This is a genomic window from Nocardia sp. NPDC049707 (genome assembly GCF_040674855.1).
Lineage (GTDB): Bacteria > Actinomycetota > Actinomycetes > Mycobacteriales > Mycobacteriaceae > Nocardia.
On sequence record NZ_JBFANN010000021.1, the window covers coordinates 69,688 to 88,737 of the forward strand.

General features: G+C 64.7%; 19 protein-coding genes and 7 pseudogenes. 10 read left to right on the top strand and 16 right to left on the bottom strand.

Annotation, left to right across the window (positions count from 1 at the left end; all coding sequences use genetic code 11):
• The first annotated feature begins 115 nt into the window (after positions 1–115).
• The 3 genes from AB0J29_RS20085 to AB0J29_RS20095 all read left to right on the top strand — a co-directional run bounded on the left by AB0J29_RS20085 (position 116) and on the right by AB0J29_RS20095 (position 3,108).
• Entirely contained in the window at positions 116–694 is a 579-nt protein-coding gene (locus AB0J29_RS20085) for a hypothetical protein (protein ID WP_364788005.1), read from the top strand.
• 343 nt (positions 695–1,037) lie between these two features.
• The gene (locus AB0J29_RS20090) at positions 1,038–1,931 is read left to right on the top strand and encodes an amidase family protein (protein WP_364788129.1); all 894 of its coding nucleotides are present in this window, start codon (positions 1,038–1,040) and stop codon (positions 1,929–1,931) included.
• A gap of 484 nt (positions 1,932–2,415) precedes the next feature.
• Positions 2,416–3,108 (top strand): TIGR02206 family membrane protein, encoded by a 693-nt coding sequence (locus AB0J29_RS20095; protein WP_364788008.1) that lies wholly within the window; start codon positions 2,416–2,418, stop codon positions 3,106–3,108.
• Positions 3,109–3,340: 232 nt separating this feature from the next.
• Here the strand turns inward: AB0J29_RS20095 and AB0J29_RS20100 are convergent.
• The 4 genes and pseudogenes from AB0J29_RS20100 to AB0J29_RS20115 form a co-directional block, all read right to left on the bottom strand.
• Positions 3,341–3,679 (bottom strand): annotated as a pseudogene (locus AB0J29_RS20100) (helix-turn-helix domain-containing protein); the annotation flags it as partial.
• A 71-nt stretch (positions 3,680–3,750) separates the two neighbouring features.
• Complete coding sequence (locus tag AB0J29_RS20105; protein ID WP_364788011.1) at positions 3,751–4,356, bottom strand: TetR/AcrR family transcriptional regulator; 606 nt, start codon at positions 4,354–4,356, stop codon at positions 3,751–3,753.
• Between the two features lie 89 nt (positions 4,357–4,445).
• A complete protein-coding gene (locus tag AB0J29_RS20110) occupies positions 4,446–6,137 on the bottom strand; it encodes an AMP-binding protein (protein WP_364788014.1) in 1,692 nt (563 codons plus the stop codon).
• A gap of 27 nt (positions 6,138–6,164) precedes the next feature.
• Positions 6,165–6,968 (bottom strand): enoyl-CoA hydratase/isomerase family protein, encoded by an 804-nt coding sequence (locus tag AB0J29_RS20115; protein ID WP_364788017.1) that lies wholly within the window; start codon positions 6,966–6,968, stop codon positions 6,165–6,167.
• Between the two features lie 86 nt (positions 6,969–7,054).
• Between AB0J29_RS20115 and AB0J29_RS20120 the strand changes: the two are divergent.
• A pseudogene (locus AB0J29_RS20120) lies at positions 7,055–7,207 on the top strand (IS30 family transposase); the annotation flags it as partial.
• A gap of 364 nt (positions 7,208–7,571) precedes the next feature.
• Positions 7,572–7,931: pseudogene (locus AB0J29_RS20125) on the top strand (transposase); the annotation flags it as partial.
• Between the two features lie 3 nt (positions 7,932–7,934).
• On the opposite strand, the pseudogene AB0J29_RS20130 reads toward AB0J29_RS20125, so the two are convergent.
• From AB0J29_RS20130 to AB0J29_RS20140, 3 genes and pseudogenes are all read right to left on the bottom strand, one after another.
• Positions 7,935–8,126 (bottom strand): annotated as a pseudogene (locus tag AB0J29_RS20130) (aldehyde dehydrogenase family protein); the annotation flags it as partial.
• A 122-nt stretch (positions 8,127–8,248) separates the two neighbouring features.
• Positions 8,249–8,617, bottom strand: a pseudogene (locus AB0J29_RS20135) (nuclear transport factor 2 family protein); the annotation flags it as partial.
• Positions 8,618–8,685: 68 nt separating this feature from the next.
• Positions 8,686–9,423, bottom strand: a complete 738-nt coding sequence (locus tag AB0J29_RS20140) for an MBL fold metallo-hydrolase (protein ID WP_364788020.1) — start codon at positions 9,421–9,423, stop codon at positions 8,686–8,688.
• A gap of 92 nt (positions 9,424–9,515) precedes the next feature.
• On the opposite strand from AB0J29_RS20140, the gene AB0J29_RS20145 reads away from it, so the two are divergent.
• Positions 9,516–10,469 (top strand): AraC family transcriptional regulator, encoded by a 954-nt coding sequence (locus tag AB0J29_RS20145; protein WP_364788023.1) that lies wholly within the window; start codon positions 9,516–9,518, stop codon positions 10,467–10,469.
• Here AB0J29_RS20145 and AB0J29_RS20150 read toward each other — a convergent pair.
• Positions 10,424–11,419 (bottom strand): helix-turn-helix domain-containing protein, encoded by a 996-nt coding sequence (locus AB0J29_RS20150; RefSeq protein WP_364788026.1) that lies wholly within the window; start codon positions 11,417–11,419, stop codon positions 10,424–10,426. The genes AB0J29_RS20145 and AB0J29_RS20150 overlap by 46 nt on opposite strands.
• Positions 11,420–11,514: 95 nt before the next feature.
• Here AB0J29_RS20150 and AB0J29_RS20155 point away from each other — a divergent pair, with 95 nt between their 5' ends.
• The 3 genes from AB0J29_RS20155 to AB0J29_RS20165 all read left to right on the top strand — a co-directional run bounded on the left by AB0J29_RS20155 (position 11,515) and on the right by AB0J29_RS20165 (position 12,957).
• A complete protein-coding gene (locus tag AB0J29_RS20155; RefSeq protein ID WP_364788029.1) occupies positions 11,515–11,913 on the top strand; it encodes a nuclear transport factor 2 family protein in 399 nt (132 codons plus the stop codon).
• Positions 11,914–11,979: 66 nt separating this feature from the next.
• Complete coding sequence (locus AB0J29_RS20160; protein ID WP_364788032.1) at positions 11,980–12,660, top strand: HD domain-containing protein; 681 nt, start codon at positions 11,980–11,982, stop codon at positions 12,658–12,660.
• Between the two features lie 129 nt (positions 12,661–12,789).
• Positions 12,790–12,957, top strand: coding sequence for a hypothetical protein (locus AB0J29_RS20165; protein ID WP_364788035.1), 168 nt, complete (start codon positions 12,790–12,792; stop codon positions 12,955–12,957).
• A gap of 221 nt (positions 12,958–13,178) precedes the next feature.
• On the opposite strand, the gene AB0J29_RS20170 is transcribed toward AB0J29_RS20165, so the two are convergent.
• The 3 genes and pseudogenes from AB0J29_RS20170 to AB0J29_RS20180 all read right to left on the bottom strand — a co-directional run bounded on the left by AB0J29_RS20170 (position 13,179) and on the right by AB0J29_RS20180 (position 14,840).
• The gene (locus tag AB0J29_RS20170; protein WP_364788132.1) at positions 13,179–13,637 is read right to left on the bottom strand and encodes a hypothetical protein; all 459 of its coding nucleotides are present in this window, start codon (positions 13,635–13,637) and stop codon (positions 13,179–13,181) included.
• A gap of 172 nt (positions 13,638–13,809) precedes the next feature.
• Positions 13,810–13,974: pseudogene (locus AB0J29_RS20175) on the bottom strand (maleylpyruvate isomerase N-terminal domain-containing protein); the annotation flags it as partial.
• 179 nt (positions 13,975–14,153) lie between these two features.
• Positions 14,154–14,840, bottom strand: coding sequence for an SDR family oxidoreductase (locus AB0J29_RS20180; protein ID WP_364788038.1), 687 nt, complete (start codon positions 14,838–14,840; stop codon positions 14,154–14,156).
• Positions 14,841–15,069: 229 nt separating this feature from the next.
• Between AB0J29_RS20180 and AB0J29_RS20185 the strand changes: the two are divergent.
• Positions 15,070–15,132, top strand: a pseudogene (locus AB0J29_RS20185) (hypothetical protein); the annotation flags it as partial.
• Between the two features lie 54 nt (positions 15,133–15,186).
• On the opposite strand, the gene AB0J29_RS20190 reads toward AB0J29_RS20185, so the two are convergent.
• From AB0J29_RS20190 to AB0J29_RS20210, 5 genes are all read right to left on the bottom strand, one after another.
• Positions 15,187–15,909: a hypothetical protein gene (locus tag AB0J29_RS20190; protein ID WP_364788135.1), complete on the bottom strand. Its 723-nt coding sequence runs from the start codon at positions 15,907–15,909 to the stop codon at positions 15,187–15,189.
• A gap of 79 nt (positions 15,910–15,988) precedes the next feature.
• Positions 15,989–16,915: an alpha/beta hydrolase gene (locus AB0J29_RS20195; protein WP_364788041.1), complete on the bottom strand. Its 927-nt coding sequence runs from the start codon at positions 16,913–16,915 to the stop codon at positions 15,989–15,991.
• Positions 16,916–16,946: 31 nt separating this feature from the next.
• The gene (locus AB0J29_RS20200; protein WP_364788043.1) at positions 16,947–17,771 is read right to left on the bottom strand and encodes an alpha/beta hydrolase; all 825 of its coding nucleotides are present in this window, start codon (positions 17,769–17,771) and stop codon (positions 16,947–16,949) included.
• An 85-nt stretch (positions 17,772–17,856) separates the two neighbouring features.
• The gene (locus tag AB0J29_RS20205; protein ID WP_364788046.1) at positions 17,857–18,135 is read right to left on the bottom strand and encodes a hypothetical protein; all 279 of its coding nucleotides are present in this window, start codon (positions 18,133–18,135) and stop codon (positions 17,857–17,859) included.
• Positions 18,132–18,971 carry an MBL fold metallo-hydrolase gene (locus AB0J29_RS20210; protein ID WP_364788049.1) on the bottom strand — a complete coding sequence of 280 codons (840 nt, stop codon included), beginning with the start codon at positions 18,969–18,971 and terminating at the stop codon, positions 18,132–18,134. Before AB0J29_RS20210 ends, AB0J29_RS20205 begins: the two co-directional genes overlap by 4 nt.
• Positions 18,972–19,050: the final 79 nt, after the last annotated feature.

The following is a 19,050-nucleotide window of genomic DNA, read 5'->3' on the forward strand; positions in this document are numbered from 1 at the left end:
TGCTTCGCGTGCGAGCAGGCCGACCTCGACATTCAAGATTCTCGAGCCGGACAGCGACCTGCAGCTCATCGTGGGCGTGTCACCACATGGTTCGGCTGTTGGACTGCGAGCATGAGTGGCCACGTCCTGGGCGAAGAGGAACGAGAGGAAAACGACCCGCTGGCGCGGCCAGCGATCCACCCGCGACGCCCGCCCGAGCACGGCCGCAGGACCGGACGAGTTCAGCACAGCGCTGCAAACCGAGATCTGGCATCGCCGCTACCCACCGGTCAGCGTCGCACAGGCCCTGAACACCGCATGCGGTCACCCGGTCTCCCCAGCGGACATGCGGGTCTTCGCCGGGTTGGACATCCTGCTGCGCGTCCGCGGCTGGAGCTTCATCGGTGAATGCTCCGGCCCGCAACAACTGACCTTCAGCTACCCAGCCTCCGACGCCGGACTCGACTACCTACCGCAAGGTCTGGAACCGGTTACCACGGTGGTGGTCATCGTGGACCGCTCCCAACCAACCGACACCATCACTAACTGCCAGGTCGAAATCCTGCTCGTCGGCGCCGGGCACGCTCACCTCACCAACCTGGCCGGCCTCACCACCCACCTTGCCGTCATCGAACCCCACCGGCCCGCCGACCCGACTCCGCTGCCGTTCCTCCCGATCGGCCGCGCCCACCGAACCATCCGGGTAAGACCGTGAATGGTGCACCGCCGAGCGTCAGCAGACGGCGGTAAAGCCCGCGAAAGTCGATGCCGGAGCGCGCATTCCCTTACCGCCGGTGAGGAATCGGCAGCTACGCCTCTGGGCGGGGCAGCTGACGTTGAACGCCCTCGATGCCGGGGCCGGGATCGAGCAGCTTGCGGCCGTGCGCGAGGCCGTGGCCACCCACACGGCAACAACTTGGCGACCACCACCGTAGAGGACATTTCTCGATTTGGAAGGTATCCGTTTTCGGTGGTGACGGTTCAGAGTCGTTGGTTGTCAACAACTCCGAGGTCGCCGTAGCATCGGTCGGATCGGGTGGCCGCCGCCGGACCTGACGATCGGCGGCTACACCAACAGCCAGTTGTTCGGCGAGACCATTAATCCCTGGGGCACGATCCGCAACCCGAGTGGCACCAGCGGCGGTGACGGCGCCGCGGTCGCCGCCGGGATGGCCGCGATCGGTCTGGGCAACGATTCCGGTGGCTCGGTTCGCGGTCCGGCGCTCAATTGCGGCATCACCGCGCTGAACCCGACCTATGGCCGGTTTCCCGCCCAGCATCGGGTCAATGGACACGAGCCGATGCTGGCTTCGCAACTGTTCCCGAAGGACAGCCCGCTCACCCGGTCCATTCCGGACCTGCGTGCGGTATTCGAGGTGATGGCGGGCACCGATCCGCGGGATCCGCGAGCGGTACCGGCGCCGCTGGACGGCCCGCCGCTGCCCGGCCCGCTGCGGGTGGGTGTGGTGGCCGATCCGGGTGGTCTCGGCGTGCATCCGACCGTCCGCGCCGCGGTCGAGAAAGCGGCCGGCCTGCTCGCCGACGCCGGTTATCTGGTAGAGGAGACCGACGTACCGCGGCTCGCCGACGGCCTCGGCGGGTACGTGAAGATGATCACGAGCGAGTTTTCGCTGAACTGGCCCCAGATCCGCCGCCTGCTGACCGAGGAGAGCGCCCAGCACATGGAGCTGAACATCGCGGGACAGCCGCCACTGGAGCTCGCCGACTACCTGCGGCTGACCGCCGACCGGCATTCCGTGCTCCGCGACTGGCACCAGTTCCTCACCGAGTACCCGCTGGTCCTCGGGGCGGTGGCGACGGAACCTCCCGGCGATCCGGAGACCTTCGAGATCGACGCCGAGCAGAACATGCGCGTGGCGCTAGCCGTGCGGCTGTGCACGGTCACCACGTTCGTCGGGTGCCCTCGGTCGCGGTGCCGACCGGGCTCGTGAACGGAATCCCGATGGGCGTGCAGATCATCGGCCGACCCTTCCGCGAGGACATGTGCCTGTCCGCGGCCGCCGCCATCGAAGCCACCATCGGCACGCTGACCCCGGTGGGATAAAGACGCAGCGCTCCGAGGATCAGCTCGATAGCTCCGCCGAGCATCATCACGACCCCGACCACCCGCGGCCATGTTGTGTACACGCCAGCGACCACGAGTGAACAGTCGCACCGCTCCGGCCCGCTCATGCTGGCTACCTCGGTGAACTCTGACCTCGTCTGGTGGTGGTCGGAACGAGCCGGATGCTGCACCAGCGAAATCTGACGTCACGATCGACGGCGGCCACTGCTGGCTGCTGGCCGACCCATCCCGATTGCCCAACTGATCAACCGAACCATGACCGACCCGTCATACCCGGCCACCGAGACGGCAGCGGCACAGCTTGGCTGAAGCCTGTCAGCGTCGAGTCCACCCACTTCTAGAGTAGGAAGATGTACCCGCTGGAGGCGCGGCGAGAGTTCTCCGCTTACGGCCTGTCACATTGGATTGTGCTGGCCGTATTCGCAGTCGGGGCAGTGCTTGCCGTCCACATCGGACGTACACACCGAAATGCCGGCGCCGCAAGGCGTTTCGGCCAGGCCTTCGGTGCCACGACGCTGGCGCTGTACCTGGCGATCTACCTGTTCATATCGATCCCCCCAACTATCGACCGGTCGGTCCCGTTGCGCCTGACCGACCTCGCGACCCTGGTCGCCGCGTACGCGCTGTGGTCGCACCGGCGCTGGGCGTATGCGCTGACCTACTACTGGTGCCTCACGCTGAGCACGCAAGCGCTCATCTCACCAGCACTGGAGAGCCCGGACTTCCCGCACTACGAGTTTCTGGCCTTCTGGGCGATTCACCTGACCGTGGTCTGGGCGGCGATCTACCTGACCTGGGGCATCGGCATGCACCCGGACTGGCGAAGCTACCGGATCACCGTGGTAGCCACCGCGGTGTGGGCCGGGATCACCTACACCTTCAACTCCCTCGCCCATACCAACTACGGATTCGTCAACGGGAAGCCCTCGACCCCGTCGCTGCTCGATGTGCTCGGACCCTGGCCGTGGTATCTGGCCACCGTGACCGTCCTGCTGATTACGGTGTGGGCCTTGATGACTTGGCCCTGGACTCGTGCCCGCTGAGCGATACATGACGGACCTCGACATTCCGTGCAGACGTTCGAGCAGTTCGCGCCGCGCGGTTTCCATGGCGAAGATCGTGACGGTGGTTCACGGACGGGTCTTTCCGGTTGAGCGGACGGAGGATTGGCGTTTTCCATCCTGCCGCCGAAAGACCCGTCCCCTCAGCTCACCCCACACCCAGCGTCAACAACCTCATGACCCGCAACAGCTAGTGATCGAAGCCGGTTACTAGTGGTTTGTTGTGCCCCTTCCACTCCGGTGCGGCAGGGCCGGCGACGACCTTCCCGTCGGCGGTGCGAACGACACCGCAGAGTCGGTCCTGGACGCAGTGGCGCAGCCTGTCGTTGGTGACGAGTTTCGCGGTCTTCGGGCGCCTGGCGCGCCGCTCGGCATGCCACTGGGCGGTCGATGCCTAGTAGTCCAGCCGATACACGCGTGTGGACGCGTGGCGTCGTAACTCGCGCGAGACCGTCGACGGGTCACGCCCAACTCGGCGCGCGATCTCGCGCACTCCCGCGCCCTGCGCGCGCCGCGATGCGATGTCCCCATGCTCATGACCGCCGTTATGCAGGACTGGCGGTACTGGTGGCGCTGAACACCGCCGGTGTTATAGGACAGCCCTTCGAATTGAACTGGGTTAGGTCACGGCCGATCAGGGAGCTCGCCCCGGGGGCTCGCGACGCCGTGCAGAAAAATCGTCCAGGTCTGGTCCAACACAGCGCTCAGAGAGCCGGAGTCAGGCCGGTACCAGCGAGGGATGCTATTCAGGGCGCCGTAGAGCAGCTTGGTAGCACTGACAATGTCAATGTCGCGGGCTGCACCACGTGTCTGCGCCGCCTGCAGCAGCTGCCGGGCGGGTTCTTCGTGATCTCGCAGGAGTCTTGCTGCTGTCGGGTTGTCGCGCATGGCATCGATGCTTGACACGATGAGCTGGCCCAAGGGCGACCCGATGGCGACCTCCACGTGGGCTTGGGCCCTAGTTTTCAGCAGTTCCAGCGGATCGGCGGTGTCGCCGGCCAAGTCGGCGGCGCGCCGGTCGATGTCGGCTAGAACCGAGGCGAGCACGCTTGCTACCAGGTCATCCTTGCTGGCGACGTAGTAGTACAGGCTTGCCTTGGATAGACCGACCCGTTCGCCGACTTGGTCCAAGGTTGCCGCGGCGATGCCGTGCTCAGCGAACACATGACCGGCGGCCTCGACGATTTGCTCTCGCCGCAGTTCTTGGCGCAGCGTCTTGCGGGCGGCCATGCTCGATTACCTCCGGTCTCGGGCGGATCTCCGCCAGTGGGTGCCGATCCAAGAACGATAGCGATCGTGGCGGACCATGGAACGTGAGATCAGCGCGTGACGCCGAGCTCAACCTCCATCAGCTCGCGCATGCGGAACTTTTGCGCCTTCCCGGTGACGGTCATTGGGAAGGCCTCTACGATGCGGAGCAGTTTCGGCACCTTGAAGTGCGCCATCCGCTCGCGGCAGAAGTCACGCAGTGCGTCTTCGCCGATCTCGCTACCTGGCTCGGTTCGGACCCAGGCGCACACCTGCTCGCCAAAGGTGTCGTCGTGGATGCCGAACACCTGTGCATCCACGACATCTGGGTGCTCTAGCAGGGCGTTCTCGACCTCGCGAGGGTAGATGTTCTCCCCGCCACGGATAATCATGTCCTTGACCCGGCCAATGATCCGACCATAGCCATCTGCGTCGAGCGAAGCGAGGTCGCCGGTGTGCATCCAGCCATCGGCGTCGACAGCCTCACGCGTTCTCTGCTCGTCGTTCCAGTACCCAAGCATGACCGAGTATCCGCGGACGCACAGCTCTCCGCTTTGCCCCAACGAGACGGTTTGCCCATGAGCGTCGATGATCTTGACCTCTACGTGCGGGTGGACCCGGCCAACCGTTTCGTATCGTTTGTCGATTGGGTCGTCAATCGAGGTCTGGAATGAGATGGGGCTGGTCTCGGTCATGCCATAGCAGATGGTGATCTCGGCGAGGTTCAGCTCCGCGGCGCTGCGCCCCAGCAGCTCGGCCGGGCAGGGGGCGCCTGCCATCACGCCGGTCCGCATCCTGGATAAATCTCGCTGCTGCCGTTGCTGACTCGCGAGCATTGCCAAGAACATCGTCGGTACGCCGTACACGGCTGTACAGCACTCTTGCTCCAACGCGGCCACCACTTGGTCGGGATCGAACGCGGCGCCGGGAAAGACGATTTTGGTGCCCACCCCGGCACAGCCAAGCGTCCCTGCCACCATGCCAAAGCAGTGGTAGAGCGGGACCGGGACACACAGCACGTCCTCTGAAGTCAGGCGCTGACCTGAAACGATGAACCTGCTGTTGTTGACGATGTTGCGATGACTGAGAGTAGCCCCCTTCGGAGCTCCCGTTGTACCCGAGGTGAATTGGATGTTGATCGGGTCGTCGGGCTGCAGGCTCGCTTCGATCCGGTCGAGCTCAGCGATGGCCTCAGGACTCAATTCACGCAGCAACGAGTCGAATGTCAGGCAGCCGGGTGTCGGTTGATCGGCCATCTCGATCACGACCCGCAAGTCCGGAAGACGCTCGGCGCTCAGGTCGCCCGGCTCGCACGACGCCAGTTCTGGTGCCAAGGACTGCAGCATCGCGATGTATTCGCTGCTCTTGTGACTGGTGGCCGTGACCAGCGCTGCACACTGGGATGTCCGCAGCGCGTGGGCAGCCTCGTTCTCGCGGTAGGCCGGGTTGATCGTGACGAGCACCAGCCCGATGCGGGCTGAGGCGAACTGGGTCAGCACCCACTCGGGTCGGTTCGGCGACCAGATCCCGATTCGATCACCCAGGCGTAGTCCGAGGTCGACCAATGCGGAGGCCATTTGGTCGACCTGCTCTGCGAATGCTGCCCACGTCCAGCGGACCTGCTGCTCACCGAACACGAACGCTTCCTGGTCGCCCCGGGACTCGACTGTCCGGCGTAGGACACGGTCGACGGTCAGGTCCTCGAGTGGTTGGTCGGTTTCGCCCCGCACCTCGGACAGTCCGGCCGGTGCTCGTGATGACACGGTGGTCTCCTGTCGATTCTCGCCGGTTTACAGCGCGGTCGCGTGGCTGCCGTAACGGCCACGATCGGTCTTGTCATAGAACGACTGCAAGCGCTCGGGCACCTCGTCACGCGAGGCGACGCTATAACCATTGAGCGCCTCAATTCGCAGCTGATCGTCGAGGCCGCGGCCGATCATGTCGAGGATCGTTTCTTTGGCCGAGCGCACCGCCGTCTGGTCGTTCCGCAAAATCTGGCGAGCGATGAGCTCAGCACGCTCCATCAGCTTGTCGTGTGGGACGACCTCGGTGACCAGGTTCCACTGCAGCGCGGTTTCCGCGGTAATCGGCTCGGCAGTCAATAGCATCTGCATAGCCACGCCGACGCCAGCGGAGTTGACCAGGCGGGGGATGCCTCCATCACCGTGGTGAAATCCGCGACGGCCTTCGAAGGACCCAAAACGGGCGTTCTCTGAGGCGATACGGATGTCGCAGGCCAGAGCGGTCTCGAAGCCGCCGGCCAGGGCCCAGCCATTGACCGCGGCGATGATCGGCTTGCTGGTGCGGTGCAGACCGCGCGTCAGGCCGCCGAGGCCATCCTTGACCACGGATCGCACCTGTTGGGGGGTGGCACCCGGCCACCGGGTCATGTAGTGCTTCAGATCGGCTCCGGCGCAGAACGCGTCGCCAGTTCCGGTGAGAATCGCCACGTCGACGCTGTCGTCGGCATCAAAGTCCTGCCAGATCTGCCACAGGCGCGCATGCAGTTCGGGGTTGATTGCGTTCTTCGCCTCGGGCCGGTTAAGGCGGACGAACGCAATGCGATCGCGGGTGGAGTACTCGGCTACGGCCATGATGAAATCCTTTCGACTGATAGTCGAAAATTATACCTCTGGTCGAAATCCGTCAAGGGTCGATGCTGTACGCCCAGGGTTTGCGGGACGCTGCCGCGGAGGCGGGGGTGTCCTCACCGGTCGGATTTCGGTGGTTCCGGCATGCTGTCGGCCTGAATCCCCGTTTGTCTCAATCGGCTTCGGGCCGATACCTGTCTTCGAGCGAGCGTGAGGACATCGCATTGCGGAGCGCGCAGGGGTGAGCGGGGCCGTATCCCAGATTGAGCGAAGGGCCTCGACCGATATCTGCAGAGCTGGAAAGGCTTCGGTGGTATGACGGTCCATGATTCGCCGGGCCGATGTGCCGGTTTCTTAGGATTCTCTCAGTTGAATCCGAATTGAACCCCCACAGGGCTCCCACCTGCGGTTCTGCACTGACCCGGTTCGATGCCGTCACCCCCCTCCTGCATAACCGCAGGTAGAACGGGTGATGTGACGTACTGTCTGTGTCCGGAGGGGGAGCTGACCCATATCCCCAACCTGGTGTATGCCGCTGACCTGCAACTTCCTTGTCGCTGATAGTGCTGTTGGCGTGCGAAGCCGGATTGACCGCGGGTCAACCACCGCAACGGCTACCGCCACCGCGACTTCGACACCCGCGTCGGCGCCATCGATGTCGCGATCGGCGAAACTGCGGTCCCGCAGCTACTTTCCCGATTGGCTGCTCGAACGCCGCAAACGCGCCGAACGTGCCCTCACCTCGGTGGTAGCCACCTGCTATCTACTCGGCGTTTCCACACGCCGGATGGAGAAACTCGTCGAATCCCTCGGCATCACAACGCTTTCCAAGTCCCAGGTGTCGATGATGGCTTGCGACCTCGAAGCCCAGGTCGAGGCGTTCCGCGCCCGTCCACTTGACCAGGGGCCCTACCGTTCGTCGCCGCCGACGCCCTGGTGCTGAAGGTCCGCGAGAACGGGCGTGTCGGTCCCATCGTCGACGACGACCTGCGGTTCGAGCCGGGTGGATGCCGCCTCGCGCAGCCATGAGACACATGCGCCCACTTCAAAGCGGGCGTTGGGCCTGTCGAGAGGTTTGCCCTGTTCCCGCGACAGCAGGCGGGCCAGCGCTTCGGCATTCGCTTCGACGGCCTCGGCGGCAGCGCCCAGCAGTGCGGCGCGGGCGTCGGGGAAGGCATCGCTGGACATGGGCAGACCGCTTCGGATTCGGCCTGGCTCGCTTCGTCTTGGATGGTGTCCCAGTGTTCGGCGAGCCGGCCGTCTTCGACCCGAACGACGTTCGCGACGATCCAGTTCGGGCGGTCGCCCAGCCCGGAGAATCGACCGTACAGCATCACGTAATCACCATCGGCCACAGCGAATTGGTTCTCGTAGCGAAACTCGGCTGGCCGGGACGCGATGGCCTCGAACAGTCCGTCGCGACCCGGTCCCATTTCTGAGCTGTGCTGGACGTAGCCGGTCGCCCAATAGCGCTCCGCACCGGCGAAGTCGCGCTTGTTGATCAGGGTGTCGAACGCCTCCAGTACAAGCTTCTTGTTGCGTTCCTGGATGTCGCCCACGGCCTGCGCCTCTCGTCGAATTGCGTCTCGATCCATCAACGGCTGCGCATCCGCCTGTGGTGCCAGTGTGTCGTTCCTGTGTTGAGGGGGCATTCACCTGTTCGGGTGAGCCAGGCGATTTCGCCGACTACCTCGGCCGCCCGCCTGGGCCTCGGGAATTCTCACTCACGCGTAATCGGCCACGGGCAACGAGCCGATCGAGTCCGCCGGTGTTCGCGTCGCGCCCACCGGCGGACTCGGTCGGCGTCCAGCGGTGCACCATGCCCGACGTATAGCGTGGTCGCGCCCTGTTCGAGCATGGAATCGATGCTCGCCAAGTTCTGGAGACGATCCTCGTGGAACGGAGGGTTGGCCGGCGCCTCGAAGAGGCCGAGGAAGCGTCCGGCGATGAGATCTGCGGCGATCAGATCACCGTCGTCGGTGAGCACTGACACGGAACCCGGGGTGTGTCCGGGGCTCGGCAGGATGCGGGCGGCGACACCGTAGTCGTGCAGTGCTGTGGGACCGTCGATGATCACCTGGGGCTCGAACGGCTCGGTGTGCGCGTGCGGCACCGGGGTCTTGCCGAACAGCCAGCCGAGGGGGCCGGTCGGCGGCAACGGTCCCCCGTTGCGACCCAGCCGGTAGGAGGCGAGATCGGCGGAGTGGGCGATGATTGGGGCGCCAGTCGCCTGACGCAGGAACACGGCCGAACCGAAGTGGTCGATATGGCCGTGGGTGATGACGATTGCCGCGAGGTCGGTCGGCGAAACACCGAGTGCCACAACCTGTTCGAGGATCCGGGGGCCACTACCGGGCACACCGGCGTCGACCAGGACGGGGCGATCGCCGCGCAGGAGGAAGGTGTTGACGGTTCGCTTGCCGAGGGCCGGAAGCGCAGTCACGGTGACTTTCTGCATCTCTTCACGCTAGGCCTGGCTGCCTGAGACGAACATGCCTATATGTTCGATTCCCACTGTCCAATCGTCTCACTCCGGCGTAGTGTGGGCGTATGGATGTGCTCGCTGATGTCCTGTCGGCGACCAAAATGGGCGGTACCGTCGCAGCGGTCGTACGCGCGACCGGGCCGTGGGGGATCAGCTTTCCGGAGCTGCCCATCGCGGCCTTCCACTACGTCGCGGCCGGCGAGTGCTGGCTGCGACGGCCAGGTCATGACCCGTTGCTGCTCAGCGCGGAGGATCTCGTGCTGTTGCGTGCGGGCGCCGGTCACGTCATGGCCAGCGACTCTGTCGGTTCTACAACCGAATTCAGAGAACTCGCAGAGCAATTCGGTGGAGCGGCCGTCGTCGTGGATCTGCCCGGCTCCGGACCGCCGGCGCGGATCCTGTGCGGCGGCTTTCGGTTCGATTCGCATTCGACCCACCCGATGCTGCGGCTACCACCCCTGCTGTGGCTGAAAGACGTTGCGGCACAGGGCCGCGACGTCGCGGACGTACTCGACATGCTCGCCGCGGAACTCTGTGACCAACGGCCAGGGACGCTGACCATCGTCGATCGTCTGGTCGACGTGTTGTTCGTTCACATTCTCCGGCACTGGTCCGCGGGGCGCGGTGTGCCGGTCGGTGGCGAGACCTGGTTGAACGCCCTGAACGACGAGCCCGTCGCGGCAGCTGTCGGCTTGATGCACCGATATCCCGAACGGCCCTGGACGGTACCGCTATTGGCGAAGGAGGTGGGGGTATCGCGCGCCACGCTGTACCGGCGTTTCACGGGCCTGGTCGGCGAGCCTCCGCTGACCTACCTGACTCGCTGGCGAATGGAGATCGCGGCGCGCAAGCTCCGGGAATCCGACGACTCCCTGGTGGCGATCACCGAAATGGTCGGCTACACATCCGAGTTCGCGCTCGCCAAGGCATTCCGCCGCCATCACGGCATGCCTCCCGGCCGCTATCGGGCCGGTCACCTCCAGCTCCCGGCCTCTGCCGGCGTCGGGACGGACGGGTGAGCGGCACGGAAATTCGCCCGGTAGCTCACCGGCGACACGCCGGCCTGGCGCACGAAGTGCGGGCGCATGGCTGCGGCATTGGCGAATCCCGCATGGCGAGCAACGGTCTCGACCGCACTGTCCGTGGTTTCGAGTAGCTCGCGGGCGTAGCGAACGCGGGCGGCGAGCAGCCATTGCAGTGGTGTCGTCCCGAACTGGGATCGGAAGTGCCGGTTGAGGCTTCGCACGCTGAGTGCGGCGTGATCGGCGATGTCGGCGAGAGTCAGGGGGCGGTGCAGGTTGGCGTTCATCCATTGCATCGTGTCGCCCAGCAGGATGTCGGTGCCCGCCGGGGCGGGATGGCTGATGAACTGCGCCTGCCCGCCCTGACGCTGGGGCGGCATGACCGTGTGGCGGGCGGTGTCCGCGGCTACCGTCGCGCCGAGGTCGTTGCGCACCAACTGCAGGCACAGGTCGAGCCCGGCCGCCACACCTGCGGACGTGCACACCGTGCCGTCCTCGATGTAGAGCACTGTGGGATCGACGTCGATCGCTGGATACCGTTGCGCCAGCATCTCGGCGTGCTCCCAGTGTGTGGCTGCTCGGCGGCCGTCGAGCAACCCGGCGGCCGCCAGGATGAACGCGCCAGTGCATACCGATGCGATACGTGCGCCGCGCGCGTGTGCGGCACGCAGTGCGTCAAGGACTATCCGCGGTGGATCGGGGTGGGTGGGCGCGCGACCGGGGACCACGATCGTGTGTGCGTCGGTGAGCGCCGCCAGATCCCAGTCGGTGCGCAACTCGACTGCGCCGAATAGTGAATCGGTGCGTGCCCGGCGTCCCGGAGCGACGATGCGGACGTCGTATTCAGGCGTTGCTGCGATGAGATTGGCGGCGCCGAACACCTGGCCGGGAATGGTGAGCTCGAATCCCACCATCTCGTCGAGCGCCAGAACTGCCACGATCTTCATGGCCAGATTGTAGCGGTAGTAGGCATTCTAGCCACTGTCGGGCGGTCGCCGTTCTCCGCAGAATGAGAGCTGTCGAACCGGAATGGAGCATTCAGATGACACCCCGGACTGCGAACAAGACGGCCCCCGCCAAGGTCGCCGAAACACCGGAACAGCTGGCGGAGCTCTTCGTCGAACGCCTGGCCGCGGGCGACCTCGACGGCCTCGTCGAGCTGTACGAACCGGCGGCAGTGTTCGCGCCGAACCCGGCTCTGGAAGTCGGCGGCAGCGCCACGATCCGCGAGCGGCTGGCGGGGTACGTCGAGGCCGGCGCTCGGATCACCCTCGACGCGCGCCGGATCGTGATGGCAGAAGACATCGCACTGATCTCGACCCACGCCCGGGTAGTCGGGTTCGGCGCCGAGCCGCTGGTCACCACAACCACGGAGGTCGCACGCCGGCAGGCCGACGGCCGCTGGCTCTACGCCATCGACCACCCGTTTTTCGGACACTGATCCGCGCGCAATTCGGCCCGCGTGACTCCGAGCATGCGGTGCTTGGACGACCACAGAAAGGAAATCATGACCACCGACGTCAACACGCGATCACAGTTCGATCTGCCGACAACGGAATTGGCTGTCGCCGCCGACGAACTGGCCCGATCGGTATCACCGGAGTTCATCTACAACCACGTCATCCGGGGCTACCTGTTCGGACGCGAGATCGCGGCGAGTATGGGCATGCGGGCCGGTGTCGACTATGACGACGAACTCGTCTTCGTCGCGTCCGTCCTGCACGATCTGGGCGCGACCGACCACGCCAACGGCAACCAGCGATTCGAGGTGGACGGTGCCGACGCCGCCGCGGAGTTCCTGAAAAGCCGAGGCGTGGAACCGGATCGAGTGCAACCGGTGTGGAACGCGATCGCATTGCATACCAGCGACGGTCTGTGCCACCGCTTCGGTCCGACGGAAGCCGTGACGCAGATGGGGATCGGAGCTGACATTGTGGGCCGGTTCCGCGACGAGCTCGCGCCGGAATTCGCCGATCGGGTGCACGCTGCGTATCCCCGGCATGACCTGGGATACGCCCTGTCCGGCGCCATCGCGGACCAGATCCACGCGAACCCCGCGAAGATGGTGTCGCCGATGAGCTTCCCCGCGCACGTGTATCAACTCCAATACCCGGATCACGCCACCAAGGTCACCTGGCACGACATCGTCGACGGGAACGGATGGGGCGACAAGCGGATCCCGCGCTGAGGCCGGATGGCGGTTCCGCGACGATCTCGCGGCACCGCCGTACCGACTCGGACACCAGAAGACGGAGACTCGTGTCGAGGGCTGGCCCGTCGAGCCGGCGGTGCGGAATTCCGTTGGGTCGGCCGGGAAGTGGCAGACGGCTCGTTACTCGATGTCAGCGGGAAGGTCGTGCTGGAGCCCGCCGGGTCCGTGCTGGGCGGTGAAGTGAGCGTCGATCGTCTCGGCGATATCGGTGAGCGCATCGAGTTGGGCGGGGACAGGACAGCGGCGAAACAGTGGCGGATGCCCATGATGTAGGACGGCCAAGCGGTATCGAACGCGGCCCGGCCCGCATCGGTCAGGACGAGGTCGTAACCGCGGGCGTCACCCTCGCTGGGCGCGCGCCGAACTGTTCCGCGTGTCTCCATCCGGGAGATCTGGCGGGACAGTCTGCTGTGCGCTCGCATTGCAACACGGTGGCCATAACTGCGCCGTGCTGTGGGCTGGTCGGTGACACAACGCAGCGCAAGGTTGCTATCTCAGGTCAGATTCAAAGCGTCCAGGAATTCCGTTGCTACGCGCTGATCACCGCCGATGGTAGCCGCGTCGCGCCACGGGATTCGTGTCGTGCTCCAGGCCGCGAAGGCGTTGGTGTCGGATGTGACGATTGCGTCGGCGTCCGTTGTCCCGTCGCCGGGTTCGACCGTGATCATGTCGTTGACGCGTTGCAAGCGCCAAACGCCACCTCCCGGGCCTGAGAGGTTCAGATCGATGGTGCCGGTCAGCGCGGTTGGGAGGTTCGGCTGCATCTGCGGTATTCCGGCGAGGAGCCAACTCATCGAGGGGTCGAGGCGCAGGTCGTCAGCGGGCGCGATCGTGCAGGTGAGAGGTCCGCGCGGCGTCAGGATGTCCCAGCGCAAATGGGTGTAGAAGTCGAAGCAGCACAGGTCGGCCATGGTGTGCAGGGGATACCGTCCCAGGTCGAGGAAGGGAACCACGACCGATGCGGTCGGCTCGTCCTGCAGTGTTGTGAAGACACCGAGTGCGTTCGCGACCGAATCGTCGAATGCTTCGGTTACCTTGGCCGGCGACCAGCTGCGTTTGTCGGCGACATCGACCTCGTTGAGGGCCTCGGATGCCCAGATCAGTCTGCAGCACGCCCTGCACGGCCGAGGTCAGGGTTTCCAGCAGGTCACCGACGTGGATGGCTACGTCTTTGACAGTCCATCCTGCGGCGGCGCTCGGTGCGGACCATTCCTGCTCGTCGAGGGTTTCCAATACTCCATGAATATCGGCGGCCGTTGCTCGAAAGCCTTCGAGGCCTGCCCTGCTCATGCTTGATCACCCATGGCGGCATCTTTGCTCAGCAGAGAGTGCGGGCACAATCACCCATCTAGGTGAACCGACTCCCGCGCGGAGTCGTTGTGTGAAACTACGCCGCGTCGAACCCAACACCAAACTCCCGAACTACCGGGCGATCTCAAACCCCAGTCCACGCTAACGAATGGGCGAGTCTAGCTCTGAACGATGTGGGACAGCGAAGCTTTCGTCTGGCGAGTCGCTTCGTCTGCTAGAACTTCGGACTCGTTCCGGAGCAACGCCGCCACGATAAGCTCAACCACGTCGCCTTGAGCAATCTTCGGTACATCGAAATTCGCAACGAGATCTGTGTCCACGAAGCTGGCGTGCACCCCGACCACGAGCGTCCCTTGCTCTCGCAGGCCCTCCCGAAGTGAGTTGGTCAGCGACCACTCGGCAGCCTTTGAAGCCGCATACCCTGGGAAGAGCGGCCAACCTCCCCAGGCCACAACCGAAACCATGTTGACCATTGCGCCACCGCCGTTGCGGGCCAGAATCGGCGCGAAAGCGCGCGATACAGACCATGTACCGAAGAAATTGACATCTAGTGCCTTCTGAACGAGACGGAGGTCTCCGTCCAACAGCGTGACGTTGTCACCAGTAATGCCCGCGTTATTGACAACGATATTCACATCCCCGGCCTGGGCCGCTGCCTTGGCGACCTGGTCCGGGTCGGTTACATCGAGGCGAACCGGCGTCAAATCACGGTCGGTAACACTCGCCGGGTCCCGTGCGCCGGCGTACACCTTTGCTGCCCCGTGATTCACCAACGCGCGAGCCAGCTCCCGGCCAATGCCTCTGTTCGCGCCGGTCACCAAGGCGATCGATCCACGGATTTCCATGGTTCCTCCTGCCTAGTAAGTTCCACTAACCTCGCTCTGCACATAGCTGCCCAAGCTTGCTTGTCGACGCCGAGTGGAAACGACGACGCTGAGTTTCGTTGATCGTGCGATCGGCGTGTGGGACGGCTACGGGAGTAAAACTCGAATCATTATGAGGCACGACGACTTGCAGGACCTGTGCTGCTCCGTCGCGCGCACCTGGTCGGTGATCGGCGAGCGGTGGGCCATGATGATTCTGCGCGAGTGCTTCTGCGGCGAGCGCCGCTACGACCACTTCCGATCGAAACTCGGGCTCGGCAGCAACGTGCTCAACGACCGACTCCGGGTCCTGCACCGGGGGCACTTACTAGCGGTACCGCAAGTGCAGATCGGTGTAGTCGAGTACGAACGAGGTGGGTCCGTTGATCCACGGACCATCCGGTGTGCGGCGTACGACTCGGCGGAAGAATGGGAACGCGAACCCGTCGACGATCTTCACGTCGTAGGTGTAGTGCGCGGCGACGCCGCCGAGGACGTCGGTCGTGTAGTCCACACGCCTGAGCATGAAGTCATCACCGAAGTAGAACGTCTGCACCGGCGTGTGCGTCGGGATTCGCTTCGGGAAGGTGACCTCGAGGCGCCGCCAGGTTTCACCGCTCTCCTCGTGCGGCTCGAGCTCGCGCGTGGAGAACCCCGGTTCGGTGAAGAGGAACGGGGCCGTCAGATAGTTCCACATGGCGTACCCGAAGAAATACGTCAGGTGCAGTTGGTCCCATGGCGTCTCGCGGACGTGGCCGACGAATGCGGAGCGGGGATCGGTCCGGTCGGCGACGATTGAGCCGTCCGGGCGTTCGATCCACACCCGATCGGGGGTGAAGATCCACCGGTTCTCGGAGTTCCTGTCCAGGTGCTGGATGGTGGTCCGTGGGGAATGCGTGTCGATCGATACCGTCGGCTGGAAGTGGCCGGGGAAACCCTTCAGATCCAGAAGGGCTCCCCAGAAGTTCAGCGTGACGTCGATCGCCTCGGCTTCACGCCATTTCTCCACCCCGCCATGCGCTTCGACAGCGGCTTGCAGCAGGTCGGTCATTTCTTGCCTTTCGAGTTCAGTTACCGAGGTCACCGACTGCGGTTCGCAGTCGTGACGATGTGGTCCGGCCTCGGGGTTCTCATGCGAAAGCGGTAGGCGAATCGAGGAAACGGCTCGCGTGCGCGACGAACAGTTCGGGGTACTGGAACAACGAACCGTGGCCCGAGTCGGGGTAGACGACGAGTTGGGCATTGGGGATGTGCTGGGCGAGAAGGTAGGAGTTGACCGTCGGCACCATCACGTCGTGGCTGCCATTGACCACCAAGGTCGGCTGGGTGATCCGCTCGAGTTCCACGTACGGCTCGCCATGCGGGTGCCGCCAATCAGCGATCGCCTCGACCTGGGCTCGCATGGTCTGCTGCGAGGTCGGCTGGTCGATATCGTCCGTTCGCTGGTGACGGCGCCGCCAGAACCGCTCACCGGCAGCCTGACTGGTCGCCGAAGGGGCGAAAAACAGGAACTGGAAGTCTTCGAACGTGACGACCTGATGCCGAGTGCCCACTGTATCCACGTCCGGGTGCCGGTCGGTGTCATCGCCAGCGCGAGGCTTGGTGCCGACCAGCACTAGCCTGCGGACCAGCTCCGGGTGGCGAAGGGTCAGGGCCTGGGCGACATAGCCGCCCAGGGAGAAGCCCAGCAGATCGATCGGTGCGGGCAGTGCGCGGATGAATTCGGCTGCGTCGTCGGCTTGGGCCTCGACGGTGTTCGGGGTCTGGCCGCTCGAGCTTGCGACTCCCGTGTTGTTGAACAGGATGACCTTGCGATGGGCAGCCAGGCCATCCGTTACTGCAGGGTCCCAGTGATCCATTCCGCCACGGAAGTGTTGTAGGAGGACAAGCGGCGTCCCGGTGTTAGCGCCGAATCGCCGATAAGCGAATTGGATTCCGTTCGTCGTGACGTATTGCGTTGGAGCAGTGACATGTGAAAGGCCGGTTCGTCCAGCTGTCTCGATCATCGTCGCTTCCTGGTCTGCTGGTCCGCTGCCGAAATCCATGAACGGGTTCATGTCCAGCTGGCGTCGGCAGCGGAGCTGATTTCTATTGCTCTTCGCCAGCCGACGGCCTCCGGCGCGTAGCGTTCGCCGCCAGGAACCGGCTGATTTCCGCGGCGATGGTCGACGCCTGCTCGAGGTGCGGCCAGTGACCAGACTTCTCGATCCTGGTCACCGTTGTGTTGGCCTTGTCGAATCGGTTGAGGACTTTGGCGTCGAGGACCTCAGCGGTGACCAGTGAGTCCTCCGCTCCGGGAAGAACCAGCACCGGGCCGGAGAAGTCACTGCGTTGCCTACCGGTCGGATGGCCGTTGTTCCACATGTCCGCCAGCTCCCGCACCACCTCGGGCTTGGTCTTCACTCCGGCCGCCGCAACTCGTTCCAGCTCAGTCGCTGGTGCTGTGGGCGCGGTCTGCTGACGAACGGCCAGCAGCTCTGCCACCCCCAACGACCCCAGCGACCGGAACGTCTCGATCGCCTCGTCCGGCAGCTGGGTTCCGTCCATCGGTATCGGCGACACGAGCACGAGCCCGCGCGCCTGGTCCGGGCGTGCCGCCGCGACGAGTTCGACCGCAGGTGCGGCCATGCTGTGGCCCACGATGACAAACGGTTTGCCCACCGCGTCGACGACAGCGGACACGTCCGCCGCGAGGCGGTCGTAGGTAAACGGCCCGTCGGCGTCGGTACGGCATCCGGAACCTGCGAGGTCGAGTCGCACGGTCTCGACGTCAGACGCGTCGAGACCGGCGACGACCTGGTTCCAGATGTGCTGGTCGTCGAGAAATCCGTGCACGAACACGACGGCAACGCTGCCGTCGCCCTCTCGACTGAACGTGATCTCGCTGTTGGGTACTGATTCCGAGATCTCCATGATTACTCCCTGCCTGTCGCTGTAAGTCGATACGAAGGTCCGCGGCATGGCCCGCATGGACGGGCTGCGATGCCCGTCGAGGCCGCTATTCATGTGACATAACGGGCAACCGCGTGATCGCGGCGCCCCGGAGCGCGCCGGGATTGATCCGGTCGGGGTGCTGGGCCAGCATCCGTGCGTAGATCTGCTCGGCGCTGCTCGTGGATTCCAGGTGGTGACGAGCGTCGGTCAGATACTGCCGGGTGGCCTCGATCGCAACTGGGGTGTTGGCGGCGCGCGGATCCTTGTGGCCCGCGACAATGGGATCGGCATTCAGACCGTGGACGGTGTCGAGGGCGGTGAGCCAGGAGTCGATCGGGGTCATGACAGCAGCGCGACCGCGGAATACCAGACCGGCCCGGCATTCAGACGATCCGGGTAGAGCTCGACCATGGCATCGAAATACTCACGGGGACTGGACTTCTCTGCGAGCAGGCGTTGTGCGTCCAGCAGGTATCGACGTGTCTGGTCGATGCTCGCGGGGTCGTCGGGCAGGTCTTTGTTCTTGTGCCCGGCGACGACTGCTCGAGGCTCGAGTGCGGCGACCGTATCCAGCGCGGTCAGCCACGCTTCGATGCCCCCCTCCTCGCTCTCCAGCAAGTACTGGTGCACGCCGTTGTAGACGACGTCACCGGCGACAATCAGGCCCGTCGAAGGCACGTGCAGCACGGTGGTGCAATCGGTGTCGGTGTGTCCCACGTCGACCGGATGCAATGTGCGGCTTTCCAATTCGAAGCCCTCGGCGGGAACAGGTTGATAGACAACGGGACTGGGCGGGATCTGGCCGGGGAAGTCGAGATCCCATGTTTCGGCCCGGCCGGTGGTGGCCTGCTGGTGCATCAGGGCGATAGTTCCCTCGGTGGCGTAAGCGATGACACCCGGGAAACGTTGCAGCAGTGCATCTGTCCCGAACCAATGGTCGCCATGACCGTGTGTCGAGTACACGTGTGTCAGTGTCCGGCCGGACTTTTCGATCCAGTCACCGGTGCGCCGCACCTGATCGCGAGTAAACGGTGGATCCACCAGGACCGCCGACGCATCGCCGTAAATGAGCGTGGATGTTACTGGCGAGGAGACGATCGGACTGCCGTCGGGGAGCCGCTCGCCGCGCGCGCGGGGTAGGCCGTCATGAACCAGGACGTCGTAGTGCAGTTCGCTCATGGTCACTTCCCCGGGGATACGCGCTGATGGGGCACTTCACAAGCATCGTGCCGCGTTCGTCGCACGGGCGCACTCACCC